Below are 19,227 nucleotides of genomic sequence, written 5' to 3' on the forward strand. Positions count from 1 at the left end.
AGAATGCGATTTCTTAAATTAAGTATTTTCAGTTTAACCCTTCAGTAAGGTTAATGAATTGTATGTTGCTTCGAAGCAACATCGAATTTCGGCCATGTGGCAGCCACAATGATATCACAATTTGGCTCTTTCAAATCCGCATTTGAGTTCCAATTTCAGTCTCGATCCGGAAGGGACATCTGGCAATATCCCGCCAATGCTTCACTGATAGACAGATGACAAGCGGTGCGGGACTGAAAGGAGACTAAGTATGCGTGTACTCATTGCTGGCCTCATGGCCTCCGTTTTTGCAATTGCGGGCGTCTCGGCAGCTCAGGCGGCCGATGCCGTCGACCAGGTTCCGGAAGCACCGGTCGCCCAGGACGCTCCGGTCAAGCCGGCCGGCAGCTGGGAAGGTTTTTACCTCGGCGGCGCCGGCACCTACAACATGGGTGACTTCGGTTCCGACCGCCACACTTATGGTTTCGGCGGCCAGGTCTTCACCGGCTACAACTGGCAGCAGGGCCAGATCGTTTATGGCGTTGAATCCGATCTCGGCTACAGCGGCGACGACGTTTCCTCGGGCGGCGTCAAGAACAAGTATGGCTGGAACGGCTCCGTCCGTGGCCGCGTCGGCTACGACATGAACCCCTTCCTGCTCTACGGCACGGCCGGTCTTGCCCTCGGCAACGTCAAGGTTTCCGACGGCACTTCGGACGAAAGCAAGACGAACTACGGCTATACGGTCGGCGCCGGTGTCGAAGCCTTCGTGACCAACAACATCACGACGCGCCTGGAATATCGCTACACCGACTACCAGAGCAAGGATTACGACCTCGACTCCGGCAGCTTCTCGCGCGGTTACGACGAGAACAGCGTCAAGCTCGGTATCGGCGTCAAGTTCTAAGAACAGAATTATCCAAGCATGGAAAAGCCGGGCACGTCGCCCGGCTTTTTGCTGCTTGCTTGTCGTTGCCAGGCGCTCAGGCCTGGGTCTTGAGTTGCTGATAGGCGGGGAATTTCTTTTCGAATTGCGCCAGCCAGTCGATCAGCGGCGCATGATCGGCTTCCCACTGGCCCTTGAAGCGCAGATCGAGATAGCCGAGCGTCGCGGCCAGGGCAAAATGCCCGCCGTTGAGTTTCTTGCCCAGTTTCGGCGGCTTGGCGTTGAGATGCGCAAGCCCGCTCATCACCTTCTTCCATTGCCGGTCGATCCAGGGCTGATGGATCTTTTCCTCATCGCGAAAACGCCGCTCATACATGATCGCCAGCAGGCAATCGCAGATGCCGTCGCAGAGTGATTCCAGGACGTCCGCATCCGTGCGTTTGCCCTTCTTCGAAGGATAGAGCTTGCCCTTCGCCAGCCGGTCGAAGAAATGCATGATCGCCACGCTGTCGAAGACCGAGGCGTCGTCATCGGTCAGCAGCGTCGGGATCTTGCCGAGCGGATTGTTCTCCACCAGCATCGCCGGCGCGGTATTGGTGTCGACCCGGATGGCGTTCAAATCGATGTCCAGGAAATGCGCGGCCATCCGCACCTTGCTGGAATAGGGGGAGGGCGGCGACCAAAGGAGCTTCATGGGATACCTGATGAGTTTGTGAAACTGCGGCGGACTATTCCCGACGCTAGCGCATAACCCCGAAAATCGGAATCGATTTTCGGAAAGGATTATGCGCAATCCAAGGATTCTAGAGCGTCCTTAGCGCGTCCTGTCGGACGCGCGGCGCTCTAGTTAACGGGTCAATCGTCCTTGACCGCCTTGGTCTCGCCGCGCAGCCAGAAGGCCCGGTGCGAGGCGAAACGGTCCTGCGCCAGATGGTCCTTCAGCGCCGGCAGCATTTGGTGCAACTCGTCCTTCAGGGTGAAGGGCGGGTTGACGATGACGAGGCCTGAGCCCGTCAATCCGGTGATGCCGCGGTCGCTGCGAACGGAAAGTTCGGCGCAAAGCATCTTCGGAATGTCGAGCGCCTGCAGCCTCTCGTGGAATTCCTTGATCGGCGCGCCCTTTTTCAGCGGATACCACAGGCAATAGGTACCGCCGGGAAAACGGCGATAGGCCTTTTCCAGCCCCTCGGTCAGACGCTGATATTCGTCCTCTTCCTCGAAAGGCGGATCGACGAGCACGATGCCGCGCTTCTCCTTCGGCGGCAGATGCGCGCCGAGCGCCAGCCAGCCGTCGAGCTCGGTGATGCGGGCGTGGTGATCGCCTTCGAACAGCCGGTGCAGCCTGACAAAATCCTCGGGATGCAGTTCCATCGCCGACAGCCGGTCCTGCGGCCGGAACAGCAGGCGCGCCAGTTTCGGCGATCCGGGATAGAAACGGACGCCGCCCTCAGGGTTGAGTTCGCGGATGGCTGTCAGGTAGGGCTCCAGCAGTTCGGAAACCTGAGGTCCGAGATCGGCCTCCATTAGCTTGCCGATGCCGTCGAGCCACTCGCCGGTTTTCTGCGCTTCCTCGGAGGAGAGATCGTAGAGCCCGATGCCGGCATGCGTGTCGAGCACCCGGAACGCCCCATCCTTTTTCTGCATATAGCGGATCAACCGCGCCAGCACGGCATGTTTCAGCACATCGGCAAAATTGCCCGCATGATAGATGTGGCGGTAGTTCATTTTCGCTGATGTCCGTATGAATTCGCGTCATGGGAAAGTTTTGTGGCTTTTGGCCGTGCAAGGCTTGGAATATACAAATGCCATGAACATTGCGACCCCCATCCACGCCAAATCCCCGAAGCCGGACACCAGGGTAGGCCACACGGCCTGTCCGCACGACTGTCCCTCCACCTGCGCGCTGGAGGTCGACATATCCGAGGACGGCCGTATCGGCCGCGTGCGCGGTGCCAATGATCACTCCTACACCTCCGGCGTCATCTGCGCCAAAGTCGCCCGTTATGCCGAGCGGCTCTATCATCCCGATCGCCTGATGCATCCCTTGCGCCGCGCCGGGGCCAAGGGGGCAGGGCAGTGGCAGCAGATTTCCTGGGACGATGCACTGGATGAGATCGCCGAAGCCTTCGTGAAGGCCGAGGCAAAGGACGGCAGCGAGGCGATCTGGCCCTATTTCTACGCCGGCACCATGGGCTGGGTGCAGCGCGATTCGATCGATCGCCTGCGTCACGCCAAGCGCTATTCCGGCTTCTTCTCCTCGATCTGCACCAACCCCGCCTGGACCGGATTCACCGTGGCGACCGGCACGCTGCGCGGCCCCGATCCGCGCGAGATGGGCCGCACCGATTGCGTCGTCATCTGGGGCACCAATGCGGTTTCGACCCAGGTCAACGTGATGACCCACGCCATCAAGTCGCGCAAGGAGCGCGGCGCCAAGATCGTCGTCATCGACATCTACGACAATCCGACGATGAAGCAGGCCGACATGGCCTTGATCGTCAGGCCGGGCACCGACGCGGCACTCGCCTGCGCCGTCATGCATATCGCCTTCCGCGACGGCCATGCCGACCGTGACTACATGGCACGATATGCCGACGATCCCGCCGGCCTCGAAGCCCATCTGAAAACCAGGACGCCGCAATGGGCCGCCGATATCACCGGCCTCTCGGTCGAGGAGATCGAAGCCTTCGCCCGCCTCGTCGGCACGACGAAGAAGACGTACTTCCGCCTCGGCTACGGCTTCACCCGCCAGCGCAACGGCGCGGTCGCCATGCATGCGGCCGCCTCGGTCGCCACCGTTCTCGGCTCCTGGCAGTATGAGGGCGGCGGCGCCTTCCATTCGAACAGCGACATCTTCCGCATGAACAATGCGGAGGTGACCGGCCGGTCGATGAAGGATGCCGATATCCGCATGCTCGATCAGTCGCAGATCGGCCGGGTACTGACCGGCGATGCGGTGGCTTTGCGCCATCGCGGTCCGGTGACGGCGATGCTGATCCAGAATACCAATCCGGCAAACATCGCCCCCGAGCAGCGCCTCGTCAAACGCGGCTTTGCCCGCGACGACCTTTTCGTCGCCGTGCATGAGCAATTCATGACCGAAACGGCCGAGATTGCCGATATCGTCATCCCCGCGACCATGTTCGTCGAGCATGACGACATCTACCGGGCCGGCGGCCAGAACCATATCCTGCTCGGGCCGAAGCTGGTCGAGCCGCCGCCCAGCGTGCGCACCAATCTTTTCGTCATCGAGGAACTGGCCAAACGCCTGGGCGTCGCCGATCGACCGGGCTTCGGCTTTTCTGCTCGCGAGATGGTCGACCGCGTGCTCGAATCGAGTGGCCTACCGGGTTACGACCATTTCCTCGAACACAAATGGTTCGATCGCCAGCCGGCCTTCGAGGAGGCGCATTTCCTGAACGGCTTTGCCCATCCCGACGGCAAATTCCATTTCCGCCCGGACTGGATCGATCAGCCGGCGCCGAACAAACCGCCGGCGGCGATCGGCCTGCTCGGGCCGCATGCCGAGCTTCCGGTTTTCCCCGATCAGGTCGATGTCATCGAAGTCGCCGATCCCGGGCATCCCTTCCGCCTCGCCACCTCGCCCGCCCGCAATTTCTTGAATTCAAGCTTCGCCGAGACCAAGACCTCGCGTCAGAAGGAGGGCCGTCCTGAGGTGATGATCAATCCGGCCGACGCCGAAGCCAACGGCATCGCCCATGGCGATCTCGTCCGAATCGGCAACAGCCGCGGCGATCTGCGCATCCACGCCCGCATCACCACCGACGTGAAGCCTGGCGTGCTGATCGCCGAGGGCCTCTGGCCGAACAAGGCGCATATCGACGGCGAGGGTATCAATGTCCTCACAGGCGCCGACCCGGTCGCGCCCTATGGCGGGGCGGCCGTGCACGATAATAAGGTCTGGATTCGCAAGGACGCAGCATGATGCAGCCGAAATCACGCGTGAAGATCGTCAGCGCGGAAACGCTGTCGAATGGTTGGACAAAGCTTAGCAGCTATCTGCTCGACTATATCGACCGCAAGGGCGCGACCCAACGCTTGAAGCGGGAGGTCTACCACTGCACGCCCGCCGCCTGCATCCTGCTTTATGATCCGCAACGCGATCTCGTCATTCTCGTCCGCCAGTTGCGCCTTCCCGTCCATCTGAACGGCGATCCCGCCTGGATGATGGAGGTGCCGGCCGGCCTCCTCGATGACGATCATCCCGAACAGGCGATCCGCCGCGAGGCGATGGAGGAAACCGGTTACCACCTGCGCGATGCGCGTTTCCTGTTCAAATGCTATACGTCGCCCGGCGCCATCACCGAAGTCGTCCACTTCTTCGTCTCGCTGATCGACATCGCCGACCGCGTGGCGGAAGGCGGCGGCCTGGACGAGGAGCACGAGGATATCGAGGTTCTCGAAGTCCCGCTCGATGAGGCAGCCCAAATGATCGAAAACGGCGAGATCTTCGACGCCAAGACGATCATGCTGCTGCAATGGGCCTTGTTGAACAGGAATAAGCTTCGATAGCGGGTGAGCGGTCTCGGGCAACCCGCCGGGTTGGGCTCAAGACGGTTTCGGTATTGCGGTTCTGGCGTTCCAAAAGTTCATACGTTTGTCACGAAGCGGTTCTATCCGCTGCGGTCTGTCAATCATCGATGCGGTCAGGAGAAAGCCCATGTGGCTCAGCAATTTCACCCTCGTTCTCCCAAACGAGGTGGTGAGTGAAGGTTCCGTGCGGGTTGAAGACGGCGCCATCGCCGAGATCAGGCCGGCGCCGGTCGCTGCGGCTGCCATCGATGGCGGCGGGCGGTTGCTGATGCCGGGCTTTGTCGATCTCCACGGCGACATGATCGAGCGCGAGATCGCGCCGCGCCCGAACGCGACGATGCCGATCGATTTCGGCATCCACGAGCTCGACAAGAAGCTGGCCGCCGCCGGTGTCACCACGGCCTTTGCAGCCGTCTCCTTCGCCACCGAAAGCGTCTATGGCCACGTCCGCTCGCTGGAGACCACCTCGGCGGTGATCGAGGGCATCAACCGCCTGCGCGATGATCTGCTGATCGACCACCGCGTCCACGCCCGCTACGAAATCACCAATGTCGGCGCCGCTGCCGCACTCGAGCGCCTGCTCAATGCCGATCAGATCGACATGGTTTCGCTCACCGACCACACGCCGGGCCAGGGCCAGTACAACAACCTGCAAAGCTACATCCTCAGCATTTCCGAGCGCCGCGCCATCTCCGAGGAAATGGCCGCCGAGATCGTCGCCAAGCGTATCGCCATGCGCAGCAATCCTGAGATCGGGGCCAAGCTGAAGGAGATCGTCGCGCTGTCGCTGAAGCACAAGCTGTCGCTTGCCTCGCATGATGATGACAGTGTCGAGAAAGTCGCCGAAATGCACGATCTCGGCGTCACCATCAGCGAGTTCCCGGTGACGGCGCCCGCCGCGGAAGAGGCCCGCCGCCGTGGCCTCTGGACGCTGATGGGCGCGCCGAATGCGCTGCGCGGCCAGTCGATGTCGGGCAACCTCAGCGCCCTCGATGCCGCCAGGGCCGGCCTCTTGAGCGTCATCGCCGCCGACTATCACCCGGCCGCCTTCGTGCCCGGCATCTTCAAGCTCGCCGACATGGTGGAAGGCGGCTTGCCCTCCGCCGTCGCCATGGCGACCGGCAATGCCGCCCGCTCCGCCGGCCTTCTGGATCGCGGCGAAATCGCCATCGGCCAGCGCGCCGATCTGGTGGCGGTCGAACCGGGTGAAGTCCATCGCATCCGCGCCACCTTCCGCGCCGGCCGCTTCGTCTACAGCGACGGCACGTTGCATCCATTGCGGGCGCTTGCGGCTTAGCTGGATCAGAACTTGAATTCGTCTAGGTGTGCGATCCCCGTCCGACTCCGGTGGGGTCGACCAGTCTGACGGTGTAGGCTGGCCAAAGGGATCACTCCGGTTCTCCTATTGTCGCGAGATCCAGGGCTGTGATGGCGGGCATTGACCCTGATGTGCTGACACCCTGTGCCAGCAGCGCGATATCTCAACGTTATTAAAACTTTAGCGGCCGCTGCGATAGATAGTTCAACCTCCATGGGTATTATCAACTCAAAGGAGAAAATCATGGGCTGGAAGATTTTCGCTATCTGCAGCGCATTTTCGTGGGTTTGGGGCGTATCCGACTATGTGACGGGGAATGGTCCGCTCGGCGTGGTAGATGCTATCGCGTTACTTTTCTGGCTGAGTGGAACAGTGGTCGTTGGATTTTACGCGTTCAACATTGTGGTCTTGGATCTGCGAATACTAAATTTATTCTTTGTTTTATTTTCGATATTCGTTTTGGTGCAGATCACATATGCAGTATGGGTTGCCTTACCTCTGGTGGACCAAGCCCGCTCCAACGCCTATGCCGCCGGCGTCATCCTGGCGCTTTTCGCCATCATAACCTTCGAGGTTTTCACTTGGGTCGCTGTGCGCCGCTATTCGAAGGGGCTCACTCTTCGAGGCTCAGCAGAGTTTTAGGCTGAATGTCGGTTATTGTCCCATACCCAGGTTTCGGAACTCCACATGTTGAGTGAGGATGCTAAGGAGCCTTTTATAAGCGCCACCGCTCTGGTTGTTATTACCGGACATGAAGACGGCGCAACGGACCCTGGTCCTAGCGATGCCTTGTATCTCGCCAATTGGGAATACGGGGTGAAGCCGCATTTCATCTTTCTGGATGAGCTTCGAGGCATTGCTGCAATATCGGTGGCTCTCTTGCACGCCAGCCAGGTTTTTGGCTTCAATCTCAATTCCCACGCCTATCTGGCCGTGGATTTCTTTCTTTGCCTGAGCGGCTTCGTGCTCGCAAATGCGTACGATCAGAAACTGAGGTCGGGCGCTCTGCGAAGCCCGGCGTTCCTCCTGAAACGTATGGTGCGGCTTTATCCCATGATCGTGGTCGGTGTTGGCTTGGGCGTTGTCGCGTTGCAAGTCGCTTACGCGCCAGGGATTTCTCTCGCTGATGTTTCGATTCTTGCGGTCGGCGCGTTACTCCTGTTGCCCGCGGGCTTTTTGCTGGGGCAGGAGGCGTTCGCGATCAACAATCCGCTTTGGTCCATCTTTTTTGAAATGGTGGCTGGCATGATTTACGGATCGGTTGCTCGCCTAAGAATTCATTTTTGGCATGAGATAGCGGCTCTCGCGTTGTTGGCGGCGGCGCTTTTCGCAATTGTTTCGATCGAAGGCACTATCGGGCCCGTTGGATTTGGGAACTGGCGAACGTTCTTTGAAGGGTTCGTCAGGGCCGGCTTTTCGTTCCTTGCCGGTATTCTCATTTTCCGCTGGCAAATCATTCAGCGGATCCCCGCTGTACGACGTCAAATCCCGCTTTTCGTCCTGATCGCTGTTTTATTTTTGCCGTTCGCCGCCCCACGCGACATCTACGATTTCGTCTGCATCGCCGTCATTATTCCAATCGTGGTGGCGCTAGCGGCTGCAGTGCCGCAGAGTGAGGAGCAGCCATTCGCGGCCTACCTTGGACAATTGTCTTATCCTCTTTACACCGTCCATTTGCCTGTTATTCAACTTGGCTCTCAATTCCAAAACGTCACAAACAGCTTTATTCCATTGCCGATCGCCGTGAGCTGCACGCTCTTGGCTGCTGTTGCTGGGGCTCATTTTCTACACACGCAGTTCGACAGACCTGTTCGTGCTTATCTAAGCCGCAAGTTTTCTCTGAACTAAATTAGGCCCGGTCGCCGATCAGCGAAATCAGCTGGGCTTTAGGCGCAGTGGCCGAAGCCTCGGCACCGATGGCCTTGCCGCCTTGCATCGTGACGTGGCCCTCGGCAAAGAGCCGCAGCGCCTGTTTGTAGATCTGATGCTCGACGGTGAGCACGCGCGCCGCGAGGCTTTCGGCCGTGTCGCCTGTGAGAACCGGGACGGCGGCCTGGCCGATGACCGGCCCTTCGTCCATGCCTTCGGTGACGAAATGCACGGTGCAGCCGGCGATGCGCATGCCGGCGTCGATGGCGCGCTGATGGGTGTGCAGGCCAGGAAACAGCGGCAGCAGGGAAGGGTGGATGTTGAGCATGCGGCCTTCATAACGCTGGATGAAGGTCGCGGTCAGCAGTCGCATATAGCCGGCGAGGCAGAGGATGTCGGGGGAAAGCTCATCGAGTGCGGAAAAGATCGCCGCCTCATGCGCTTCCTTGCTGGCATAATCCTTGCGGGGAAAGGCGTAGGTGGCGATGCCTTCGGCAGCCGCCTTGGCAAGCCCGCCAGCCTCGGCCTTGTCGGAGATTACCCCGACGATTTCGGCCGGATAGTCGACGGCCTTGGCCGCCGCGACCAGCGCCATCATGTTGGAGCCGCCGCCGGATATCAGGACGACGACGCGTTTGCGCTTCGCGCTCATATGGCAAGCGTGCCCTTATAGACCGTGCCGGCGGCACCCTCGTCACGGGCGATCATGCGGCCGAGTGTGACGACGGTCTCGCCCTCGGCTTCGAGGGCGGCGGAAACGGCCGCGACATTCTCGCCGGCGACGACGGCGATCATGCCGACGCCGCAGTTGAAGGTGCGCAGCATCTCCTTGGTTTCGACGCCGCCCGTCCTGGCGAGCCACGAAAACACACTGGGAACCTTGACGGCGGCGAGATCGATCTCGGCCGCCAGATGCTTCGGCAGCACACGCGGAATATTCTCAGGAAAGCCGCCGCCGGTGATGTGAGCCAGCGCCTTGATGGCGCCGGTCTCGCGGATCGCCTTCAGCAGCGGCTTCACATAGATGCGGGTCGGCTCGAGCAGGGCTTCGCCGAGCTTCTTGCCTTCGGCGAATGGCGCCGGCGCATCCCAGCCGAGGCCGGAGAGTTCGACGATCTTGCGCACCAGCGAGAAGCCGTTGGAATGGACGCCGGAGGAGGCAAGCCCGAGGATCACGTCACCCTCGGCAATATCGCCGGAGGGCAGCAGCTTGCCGCGTTCGGCAGCACCGACGGCAAAGCCGGCGAGGTCGTAGTCGCCGGAGGAATACATGCCGGGCATTTCGGCCGTCTCGCCGCCGATCAGCGCGCAGCCGGCCTGCCGGCAGCCGGCGGCAATGCCGCCGACGATTGCCGCGCCCTGGTCGGGGTCGAGCTTGCCGGTGGCGAAATAATCGAGGAAGAACAGCGGCTCGGCGCCCTGGACAACGAGATCATTGACGCACATGGCGACGAGGTCGACGCCGACGGTGTCGTGATAATCGGCATCGATGGCAATCTTCAGCTTGGTGCCGACGCCGTCATTGGCGGCGACCAGAACCGGGTCGGTAAAGCCGGCGGCCTTGAGATCGAAGAGCCCGCCGAAGCCGCCGATCTCGCCGTCGGCGCCGGGACGCCGGGTCGAGCGCACCGCGGGTTTGATCTTCTCGACGAGGAGGTTGCCGGCATCGATGTCGACGCCCGCATCGCTGTAGGTCAGGCCGTTTTTCCCAGACTGGCTCATGCTGGTCTCCGATGGCTATTTCAGGCGGCGGACGCGCCGCGTCATCTGCCGGTCGCAATTGCATGACAGGGGCCTTTATGCAAGCGTCGCATGGCAAAAGCCTCCAATTTCCCGCGTCTTCATCGAGCCTTTCCGCGATTTGGCGCGACAGGGTTGACCATCTTTGCGCCTGCATCCTATGTGCTGAATGGCCGCGTCGGTTCGCATGCGGCGTTTGGCGGCGGAAAGCGATCAGCGGGGAAGCGATGCCACAGCAAGTCAGCGGCAACAGTCTCAAGCGTCAGATTTTCTTCTGGCTGATCGTGCTCGTCTTCTTCATCGTCTTTCTCTATGTCTTCAGCTCCATCCTGCTGCCCTTCATCGCCGGCATGGCGATCGCTTATTTCCTCGATCCGGTGGCCGATCGGCTGGAGCGTCTGGGCCTAAGCCGCATGATGGCGACGGTTGTCATCCTGATCGCCTTCGTGATCACCTTCGCGCTGGCACTGATGATCCTCATTCCCGTGCTCGTCAGCCAGTTCAACGATTTCGCCGAGCGGCTGCCGGGTTATATCAGCCAACTGCAGCAGTTCATCGACAATTCGAAAAACTCGCTGCTGCCGGACTGGGTCAGGAGCCAGGCCGGCACGCTCAAGGACAATTTCTCCGGCATCCTTTCCGAAGGCATGGGCTTCCTGACCGGGCTCTTCGCGCAGATCTGGAATTCCGGCAAGGCGATCGTCGACGTCATATCGCTGCTCGTCGTCACCCCCGTCGTCGCCTTCTATATCCTGCTCGATTGGGACCGCATGGTCGACAAGGTCGATCAGTGGATCCCGCGCGATTATATCAGCGACGTCCGCCAGATCGCCAGCGAGATCGATCAGGCGATCGCCGGCTTCATCCGCGGCCAGGGCTCGCTCTGCCTCATCCTCGGCATTTATTATGCCGCCGGCCTCTCCCTTGTCGGGCTGAATTTCGGCCTGCTGATCGGGCTCTTTGCCGGCATGATCAGCTTCATTCCCTATGTCGGCTCGCTGGTTGGCCTCGTTCTCGCCGTCGGCGTGGCGATCGTCCAGTTCTGGCCGGATTATCCCTGGATCGGCCTGGTGCTCGTCGTTTTCTTCAGCGGCCAGTTCCTGGAGGGCAACATCCTGCAGCCGAAGCTCGTCGGCTCCAGCGTCGGACTGCACCCGGTCTGGCTGATGTTTGCGCTGTTTGCCTTCGGGGCGCTCTTCGGTTTCGTCGGTCTTCTGGTCGCCGTACCGGCGGCTGCCGCCGTCGGCGTCCTTGTTCGTTTCGCGCTTTCACGCTACCTTCAGAGCGATCTTTATTTTGGCGGGTCATCAGGCGACCGCGCCCGGAAGACGAAATCAGTTTCCAATGAATGACGTGAAGAACGCTGATCCGAAGCGCAAGGCCGGAGAGCAGCTGCCGCTGGTCTTTTCGCACGATGCCGCAAGCGGGCGCGACGACCTCCTGATCTCGGAGCGTCTCGCCGCCGCCGTTTCGATCGTCGATGCCTGGCCCGCATGGCCGTCGCCGGTCGTCGTGCTCGCCGGCCCGGTCGGTTCGGGAAAATCGCATCTCGCCCGCATCTGGCGGGAATTGAGCGGCGCTGTCGACATCCATCCCGAGCTTGGCTCGGACGCCGCAATTGCCGCCGCCGCCGGCCCGGTGCTGTTCGAGGATGCCGACCGCCTCGGCTTCGACGACAATGCGCTCTTCCACGTCATCAACAGCGTGCGCGAAAACGGCACCAGCCTGTTGATAACAAGCCGTCTCTGGCCGATCTCCTGGCCGGTTTTGCTGCCGGATCTGCGTTCTCGCCTGAAAGCTGCGACCGTCGTCGAGATCGGTGAGCCCGACGAGGCGTTGCTGTCGCAGGTGATCGTCAAGCTCTTCGCCGACCGCCAGCTTTATATAGATGACAAACTCGTGCTCTATATCGTCAACCGGATGGAGCGGTCGCTGAATGCCGCCCAGACGATCGTCGAAAGGCTGGACCGGCTCGCCCTGTCGCGGGGTACGAAAATCACCCGGTCTATGGCTGCCGAAGTATTGAATGAATTGGGAAATTCGGAGCCGGCCGATTGACTGTCACAGTTCCGTCGTGAAACTGATATAATTGCCTTCGGCGATTGAGAACGGGGTGGACCATGGACAGTGCAGTCGCAGAGCATCAGGAACTCACTCCGGAAACCAACGACAACACTCCCCCGCTGGAAGAGCTGCTCAAAAGCCCCGAGCGCTTCATCAACCGAGAATTCTCCTGGCTGCAGTTCAACCGCCGTGTCCTGGAAGAAACGCTGAATACCGAGCATCCGCTGCTCGAGCGCGTTCGCTTCCTGTCGATCTCGGCCGCCAACCTCGATGAATTCTTCATGGTGCGCGTCGCCGGCCTCGAGGGCCAGGTGCGCCAGAACATCGTCATCCGCAGCCCCGACGGCAAGACGCCAGCCGAGCAGCTCGATTCGATTCTGCAGGAGATCGACCATCTGCAGATGGAGCAGCAGGCCTCGCTCGCCGTGCTGCAGCAATATCTCGCCAAGGAAGACATCCTGATCGTGCGCCCCGGCGCCTTGAGCGATGCCGACCGCCAGTGGCTGGCCACCGAATTCGAACAGGCGATTTTTCCGGTTCTGACGCCATTGTCGATCGATCCGGCCCATCCGTTCCCGTTCATTCCGAATCTCGGCTTCTCGATCGGCCTGCAGCTCGTCAGCAAGAACGGCCGCGAGCCGATGACGGCGCTCTTGCGTCTGCCGCCGGCGCTCGATCGCTTCGTCCGTCTGCCGGACGATGGAAACACCATCCGCTACATCACGCTTGAGGATGTCGCCAACATCTTCATCCATCGGCTTTACCCGGGTTACGAGGTGCAGGGCTCCGGTACCTTCCGTGTCATCCGCGACAGCGATATCGAAGTCGAGGAAGAGGCCGAGGATCTCGTCCGCTTCTTTGAAACCGCGCTGAAGCGCCGCCGCCGCGGCAAGGTCATCCGCATCGAGACCGACTCGGAAATGCCGGCCTCGCTGCGCCAGTTCGTCGTTCAGGCGCTGAATATCCCTGACAATCGCGTCGCCGTTCTGCCGGGCCTTCTGGCGCTGAATACTCTGTCCGAGATCACCAAGGCGCCGCGCGAAGATCTCAGGTTTCCGTCCTACAATGCGCGATTTCCCGAGCGCGTCCGCGAACATGCCGGCGACTGCTTCGCCGCCATCCGCGAAAAGGACATGGTCGTCCATCACCCCTATGAATCCTTCGACGTGGTGGTCCAGTTCCTTCTCCAGGCTGCGCGCGATCCTGACGTCCTGGCGATAAAGCAGACGCTTTACCGAACCTCCAACGACAGCCCCATCGTGCGTGCGCTGGTCGACGCCGCCGAAGCCGGCAAGTCGGTGACGGCGCTGGTCGAGCTCAAGGCCCGCTTCGACGAAGAGGCGAACATCCGCTGGGCGCGCGATCTCGAGCGCGCCGGCGTGCAGGTCGTGTTCGGCTTCATCGAGCTCAAGACCCACGCCAAGATGTCGATGGTCGTCCGCCGCGAGGAAGGTAAGCTCCGGACCTATTGCCACCTCGGAACCGGCAACTACCACCCGATCACCGCGAAGATCTACACCGACCTGTCCTATTTTACCTGCAATCCGGTCATCGCCCACGATATGGCGAACATCTTCAATTTCATCACCGGCTACGGCGAGCCGGAACAGGGCATGCAGCTTGCGATTTCGCCCTATACGATGCGCCCGCGCATCCTGCGCCACATCGAGGAAGAAATTCAGCATGCCCGGAACGGCGCTCCGGCCGCAATCTGGATGAAGATGAACTCGCTTGTCGACCCCGACATCATCGACGCGCTCTATCGCGCCAGCCATGCCGGCGTTGAAATCGATCTCGTCGTGCGCGGCATCTGCTGCCTGCGCCCACAGGTGCCCGGCCTTTCCGAAAAGATCCGCGTCAAGTCGATCATCGGCCGCTTCCTCGAACACAGCCGCATTTTCTGCTTCGGCAACGGCCATGGCCTGCCGTCCGACAAGGCGCTGGTTTACATCGGTTCGGCCGACATGATGCCGAGAAATCTCGATCGCCGCGTCGAGACAATGGTTCCGCTGACGAATCCGACCGTTCACGAGCAGGTCTTGTCACAGATTATGCTCGGCAACGTGATTGACAATCAACAAAGCTACGAGATATTGCCCGACGGTACGTCCCGGCGCATGGAAGTGCGCAGAGGCGAGGAACCGTTCAATGCGCAGCAGTATTTCATGACCAATCCGAGCCTGTCGGGCCGTGGTGAAGCTCTGAAGTCCAGTGCGCCGAAGCTGATCGCCGGCCTGCTCGAAGGCCGCAACAACAAGTAAAACTGGACCTAGATGGTTGAATCTGAAGCCCAGGGGCGCCTTCCGGGGATCGCCCCGGTCTCCGTCGTCGATATTGGATCGAATTCCATTCGTCTTGTCGTCTATGAAGGCATGTCCCGTTCTCCAACCGTCCTCTTCAACGAAAAGGTTCTCTGCGGCCTCGGCAGGGGCATAGCCCTGACCGGCAAAATGGATGAAGCCAGCGTCGGCAGGGCTTTGGCGTCGCTGCATCGTTTCAAAGCCCTGTCCGACCAGGCGCGCGCCGCCACCATGTATGTATTGGCGACGGCCGCCGCGCGCGAGGCGAGCAACGGTCCTGATTTCATCCATCAGGCGGAAACCATCCTCGGCCGCAAGGTCCGCGTGCTCTCGGGCGAGGAGGAAGCGAAATTCGCCTCGCTCGGCATCATCAGCGGCTTCTTCAATCCCGATGGGATCGCCGGCGATCTCGGCGGCGGCTCGCTTGAATTGATCGATATCAAGGGCAAGGAGTTCGGCAAGGGCATCACCCTGCCGCTCGGCGGCCTGCGCCTGTCGGAATATGCCGGCGGCTCGCTCTCCAAGGCCCGCACCTTTGCCCGCAAGCAGGTGAAGACGGCAAAGCTGCTGTCGAAAGGCGAGGGGCGCACCTTCTACGCCGTCGGCGGCACCTGGCGAAACATCGCCAAGCTGCATATGGAGATGACGCATTATCCGCTGCATATGATGCAGGGTTATGAGGTCTCGCTCGAAGCGATGATGCTGTTCCTCGAACAGGTGGTGACCGCGCGCGATTCCAAGGAACCGGCGCTGCAGGCCGTATCCAAACATCGCCGCTCGCTGCTGCCCTTCGGCGCCGTCGCCATGAAGGAAGTGCTGAGCGCGATGAAGCCGTCGGTGATTTCCTTCTCGGCGCAGGGTGTGCGCGAGGGATATCTCTATTCGCTGCTGTCGGAGGGCGAGCGCCGCCTCGATCCGCTGCTTGCCGCCGCCGGCGAACTGGCGATCCTGCGTGCCCGTTCGCCCGAGCATGCCCGCGAGCTGGCGGAATGGACCGGCCGCATGATGCCCCTCTTCGGCATCCAGGAAACCGAAGAGGAAAGCCGCTATCGCCAGGCCGCCTGTCTGCTCGCCGATATCAGCTGGCGCGCCCATCCAGATTATCGCGGCCTGCAGGCGCTGAACGTCATCGCCCACTCTTCCTTCGTCGGCATCAGCCATCCCGGCCGCGCCTTCATCGCGCTGACCAATTACTACCGTTTCGAGGGCCTGCACGACGACGGCGCCACCGGCCCGCTGGCGCAGATCGCCACGCCGCAGCTCATCGACCGCGCCAAGCTGCTCGGCGGCATGCTGCGCGTCGTCTATCTCTTCTCGGCCTCGATGCCCGGCATCGTCAAAAACCTGACCTTCCGCAAGTCGTCGAGCCCAGACTTCGACCTCGAATTCGTCGTGCCCCCCGAATACCGCGATTTCGCCGGCGAACGCCTGGACGGGCGATTGCAGCAGCTGTCGAGGCTGACGAACAAGAGGCTGGCGTTTTTGTTCGAGTAGTCTGCGGGAGGCGTTGTGCCGTGCCGGCCCCCTCTGGCCTGCCGGCCATCTCCCCACAGGTGGGTAGATCGGCTGGGCGCACCGGTTTCCCAAAACAACTGCCGTGGCAGCGCGACGAAACGGTAGAGGCGTGGGTAAGGCCAAGCCACTTGTGATCTCCCCACCTGTGGGGGAGATGCCCGGCAGGGCAGAGGGGGCTGGCACGGCATATCGTACGATGTGCCCACCAAACCAAACGAAAAAGGGCGGCACTCGCGCACCGCCCCTCCATATCACATCAAACCCAAATCACTTCGCGCTCAAAAACTCCCCAACCTCAAGCAGGCTGAACTCGTTATTATCAGCCTTGTCGACGGCGCGGCCGGCGGAGAAGGGCAGGTTGTTGTCGTTGCCGATGATGATGTGGGTGGCGTCGACGCGGTCGACGTTTTCGATCGTCACGAAGGGCATGTCGTAGACGCCGTCCTTGGCTCCGGCCTTCTTCTTATTGTCGGGGTCCTGGATATTCAAAAGGTCGATATAGCCGATCTTGCGGACGGCCTTGCCGACATTGGCGTCGTTGAATTCGATCTTGTAGACGCGCTTCAGTTCGGCCGGCGCCTCGAAACAATCCGGCTTCGGCTGCTTCGGGTCGGCGCAGGCCTTGTCCTTGGTACCGGCGCCGCTGTCGCGCTCGATGACGAGAGCGGTCGTGTCGTCGAGCATGTTGAAGTCGCCGATCGATACACCCTTGTCTTCGAATGGATAGAGCCAGCTGCGGCCCGTCCATTTCTCGGCGGCGACGTCGAATTCGATGACGCGGACGGCGGTATGGCCGTCGACCGATTCCATCTGGCCGTCATCCTTGTAGATGGCGCCCTCGAGCAGGCCGTAGAGCTTGGTGCCGTCCTTCGACATGGCGAGGCCTTCGAAGCCGCCGGAGCGCTTCAGATTGAAGACCGGTATCTTCGCAGCCGGGTTGCCCGGGAGCTGGATCAGCGGATTGTCGGGCGAAAGCACTGGCTTGCCATCGAGCGTCGTCGCGATGACGTCGGTCAGCTGGCCTTGGGTATCGATTTTCAGGATATAGGGGCCAAATTCGTCGCCGAGCCAGAAACCGTCGGCCACCGGCTGGATCGATTCGATGTCGAAGTCGGCGCCGGTGAGGTAGCGCGTATCGGTGCCTTCCAGCACGATCGGGAAGGGGGCGATCTTGTTCGGATCGGAGAGGAAGAGGTTCTTGACGACCTCAGCCTTGTTGGCCGCCCAGTCGAACTTCATCTGGTGCAGGAAGAGCATGGCGTCGGAGGAATTGGCCTTCGAGCCGAAGCCGTTGTCCGTCAGCGTCCAGAAGGTGCCGTCAGCCATCGTCTTGATGCCGGAGAAACCCTGGATCGCCTGACCGTCGAAGGGGAGCTTCAGATCGGTGACGCGGGCACCGTCCTTGCCGGGAACCGTGCCGAGCGCTTCGGTGCGCTTGCGGTCCGCCGTCGTGAACTTGCCGGAATGCTTGAGGAATTCAGGGGCGTCGGCCGGCGCCGGAACCATCGTGTTGGCAGGCAGGATCGCCTGGCCGGCAAGCTTGGCCGGAAACTGCTGCTGGTCGGCCGAAGCGGATGCGGCCATCAGGATGAAAAGCGATACGGAAGCAAAAAGGACGTTCTTCATAATATCCCCATGGAACGGATGCCAATGGCTTCCGCTTAGCAGGGCTTCCGTGTCAGCGAATTGACGGTTGGGTGAAGCTTTGGTGACGGGCGGTAAAAGCGGTTGCTCAGCCGTGCAGGATGACTGCGGGCGTGTTCAGCACGGTCACCGCGCGTGAGGAAAGCGCCATGACACCCAGCGCCTGGCCGCGTCCCTTGACGGCATGGGTGCCAAGATCCTCGCAAGCGATATCGTCGGGAAACTCCATGCGTCGGGCAAGCTCGGAGGAGATCAGCACCGGCCGGTTCAGGCTGCGGCAGAGCGTTTCCAGCCGGGCGGTGGTGTTTACCGTATCGCCGAAATAGCTGATCTTGTGATGATCGACGCCGATTTCGGCTGTGATGATCTCGCCGCCGTGAAGCGCGGCCCGCAGCTTCGGCACCTGCCCATAGCTTTTCCGCCAGCCGGCGGCATTGGCTTCGATATCGGCGAGGATATCGAAGATGCAGCGCACGCAGCGCGCATTCTTGACGCCGCGGGCAAGCGGCCAGGTGATGATCGCCGCATCGCCGACATAGTCGTTGATCATGCCCTTGTGGCGCCGGACCGGCTCGGCGAAGGTCGCAAACAGCGAACTCAGCAGCTGCTGCGCGCGAAGGTCGCCGTGTTTTTCGGCAAAAGCCGTCGAATCGACGAGATCGATGAACAGAAAGACACGCTCTTCCCGAACCGGATTGCGGTAGCGGCTGACCAGCATGCTCAGGAATACCTCGCGGCCGAGCAGTTCCCGCACGCGCAGAATGAAGATCATCGCCGAGCAGACGGCAAGCGCATAGAAGAAGACCTCATACGGCATGATGACGAGATCGAGGAGCGACGGCGGCTTCAGCATGCCGACCGACCAAAGCAGCAGACCGCCGCAGGCAAAGCCGATACTCATCAGGATCTCGTAGATCACCAGCTCGGTGATGATGAAGGCGAAAGTCGGCAGCTTCTGGATGCGCCTGTAGAGCCCGCGAAACAGCACCTTGCGTTCGAAGGCGATGATCGGCATGCCGATGAACAGCGCGAAGATGGCGCCGATAACGGGCGTCTGATCGGAATAGAACATCAGGTCATAGACGACGCCGCTGGCCGCAAGGACGATCGTGATCAGGATCCAATTCTGTGTCGGAGATATTTCCCGCATGCCGCCTCTGCGCCGTGATGTTTCTTCCTGCCATTGTTTCAGGCCGGAAAAAACCGTCAAGCGAATTCGAACTGCAGCACCACGCGTCTTTTAGAGGCGGCGGCGCTTGTTCCGAAGCCAATTCGCCGACTTTGTTGGGCCACGTGATTGCCTCTGCAAACACCTTGTCAATCTCAGGCCTTCGCCGTATTGCTATCAATAGTTGTGG

Annotated in this window: 16 protein-coding genes; 10 read left to right on the forward strand and 6 right to left on the reverse strand. The window is 60.9% G+C overall.

Annotated elements, in window-relative coordinates:
• Nucleotides 1-250 precede the first annotated feature (250 nt).
• Complete coding sequence (locus tag BBJ66_RS23610) at nucleotides 251-886, forward strand: outer membrane protein (protein WP_049733954.1); 636 nt, start codon at nucleotides 251-253, stop codon at nucleotides 884-886.
• 76 nt (nucleotides 887-962) lie between these two features.
• Here the strand turns inward: BBJ66_RS23610 and BBJ66_RS23615 are convergent, their stop codons facing one another.
• Together BBJ66_RS23615 and BBJ66_RS23620 are read right to left on the reverse strand one after the other, a co-directional pair.
• Complete coding sequence (locus tag BBJ66_RS23615; RefSeq protein WP_071090250.1) at nucleotides 963-1,559, reverse strand: glutathione S-transferase family protein; 597 nt, start codon at nucleotides 1,557-1,559, stop codon at nucleotides 963-965.
• 161 nt (nucleotides 1,560-1,720) lie between these two features.
• Nucleotides 1,721-2,590: a 23S rRNA (adenine(2030)-N(6))-methyltransferase RlmJ gene (locus tag BBJ66_RS23620; RefSeq protein WP_071090253.1), complete on the reverse strand. Its 870-nt coding sequence runs from the start codon at nucleotides 2,588-2,590 to the stop codon at nucleotides 1,721-1,723.
• A 16-nt stretch (nucleotides 2,591-2,606) separates the two neighbouring features.
• On the opposite strand from BBJ66_RS23620, the gene BBJ66_RS23625 reads away from it, so the two are divergent.
• From BBJ66_RS23625 to BBJ66_RS23645, 5 genes are all read left to right on the forward strand, one after another.
• Nucleotides 2,607-4,811, forward strand: a complete 2,205-nt coding sequence (locus BBJ66_RS23625; RefSeq protein WP_071090256.1) for a molybdopterin-containing oxidoreductase family protein — start codon at nucleotides 2,607-2,609, stop codon at nucleotides 4,809-4,811.
• Nucleotides 4,808-5,398 (forward strand): NUDIX domain-containing protein, encoded by a 591-nt coding sequence (locus BBJ66_RS23630; protein WP_071090259.1) that lies wholly within the window; start codon nucleotides 4,808-4,810, stop codon nucleotides 5,396-5,398. The genes BBJ66_RS23625 and BBJ66_RS23630 overlap by 4 nt, the downstream gene beginning before the upstream one ends.
• Nucleotides 5,399-5,546: 148 nt before the next feature.
• The gene (locus BBJ66_RS23635) at nucleotides 5,547-6,716 is read left to right on the forward strand and encodes an alpha-D-ribose 1-methylphosphonate 5-triphosphate diphosphatase (RefSeq protein WP_071090262.1); all 1,170 of its coding nucleotides are present in this window, start codon (nucleotides 5,547-5,549) and stop codon (nucleotides 6,714-6,716) included.
• A 264-nt stretch (nucleotides 6,717-6,980) separates the two neighbouring features.
• Nucleotides 6,981-7,379: a hypothetical protein gene (locus BBJ66_RS23640; protein ID WP_049733959.1), complete on the forward strand. Its 399-nt coding sequence runs from the start codon at nucleotides 6,981-6,983 to the stop codon at nucleotides 7,377-7,379.
• A 45-nt stretch (nucleotides 7,380-7,424) separates the two neighbouring features.
• Nucleotides 7,425-8,585, forward strand: a complete 1,161-nt coding sequence (locus BBJ66_RS23645; RefSeq protein WP_083335610.1) for an acyltransferase family protein — start codon at nucleotides 7,425-7,427, stop codon at nucleotides 8,583-8,585.
• A 1-nt stretch (nucleotide 8,586) separates the two neighbouring features.
• On the opposite strand, the gene purN is transcribed toward BBJ66_RS23645, so the two are convergent.
• Nucleotides 8,587-9,258: a phosphoribosylglycinamide formyltransferase gene (gene purN, locus BBJ66_RS23650; protein ID WP_071090265.1), complete on the reverse strand. Its 672-nt coding sequence runs from the start codon at nucleotides 9,256-9,258 to the stop codon at nucleotides 8,587-8,589.
• The gene (purM, locus tag BBJ66_RS23655; protein ID WP_071090268.1) at nucleotides 9,255-10,328 is read right to left on the reverse strand and encodes a phosphoribosylformylglycinamidine cyclo-ligase; all 1,074 of its coding nucleotides are present in this window, start codon (nucleotides 10,326-10,328) and stop codon (nucleotides 9,255-9,257) included. Before purM ends, purN begins: the two co-directional genes overlap by 4 nt.
• A 245-nt stretch (nucleotides 10,329-10,573) precedes the next feature.
• On the opposite strand from purM, the gene BBJ66_RS23660 reads away from it, so the two are divergent.
• From BBJ66_RS23660 to ppx, 4 genes are all read left to right on the forward strand, one after another.
• Complete coding sequence (locus BBJ66_RS23660) at nucleotides 10,574-11,698, forward strand: AI-2E family transporter (RefSeq protein ID WP_071090271.1); 1,125 nt, start codon at nucleotides 10,574-10,576, stop codon at nucleotides 11,696-11,698.
• Nucleotides 11,691-12,404, forward strand: coding sequence for a DnaA regulatory inactivator HdaA (gene hdaA / locus BBJ66_RS23665; RefSeq protein WP_071090274.1), 714 nt, complete (start codon nucleotides 11,691-11,693; stop codon nucleotides 12,402-12,404). The genes BBJ66_RS23660 and hdaA overlap by 8 nt, the downstream gene beginning before the upstream one ends.
• A 62-nt stretch (nucleotides 12,405-12,466) precedes the next feature.
• On the forward strand, nucleotides 12,467-14,671 hold the full coding sequence (locus BBJ66_RS23670; RefSeq protein WP_049733964.1) for an RNA degradosome polyphosphate kinase: 2,205 nt from the start codon (nucleotides 12,467-12,469) through the stop codon (nucleotides 14,669-14,671).
• A 12-nt stretch (nucleotides 14,672-14,683) separates the two neighbouring features.
• Nucleotides 14,684-16,204, forward strand: a complete 1,521-nt coding sequence (gene ppx / locus BBJ66_RS23675) for an exopolyphosphatase (protein WP_071090277.1) — start codon at nucleotides 14,684-14,686, stop codon at nucleotides 16,202-16,204.
• Nucleotides 16,205-16,492: 288 nt separating this feature from the next.
• On the opposite strand, the gene BBJ66_RS23680 is transcribed toward ppx, so the two are convergent.
• Entirely contained in the window at nucleotides 16,493-17,851 is a 1,359-nt protein-coding gene (locus tag BBJ66_RS23680; RefSeq protein WP_071090280.1) for an esterase-like activity of phytase family protein, read from the reverse strand.
• A 106-nt stretch (nucleotides 17,852-17,957) separates the two neighbouring features.
• Entirely contained in the window at nucleotides 17,958-19,019 is a 1,062-nt protein-coding gene (locus BBJ66_RS23685; RefSeq protein ID WP_049733967.1) for an adenylate/guanylate cyclase domain-containing protein, read from the reverse strand.
• Nucleotides 19,020-19,227: the final 208 nt, after the last annotated feature.

This window comes from Rhizobium sp. RSm-3 (assembly GCF_001854685.1).
Taxonomy (GTDB): domain Bacteria; phylum Pseudomonadota; class Alphaproteobacteria; order Rhizobiales; family Rhizobiaceae; genus Rhizobium; species Rhizobium ecuadorense.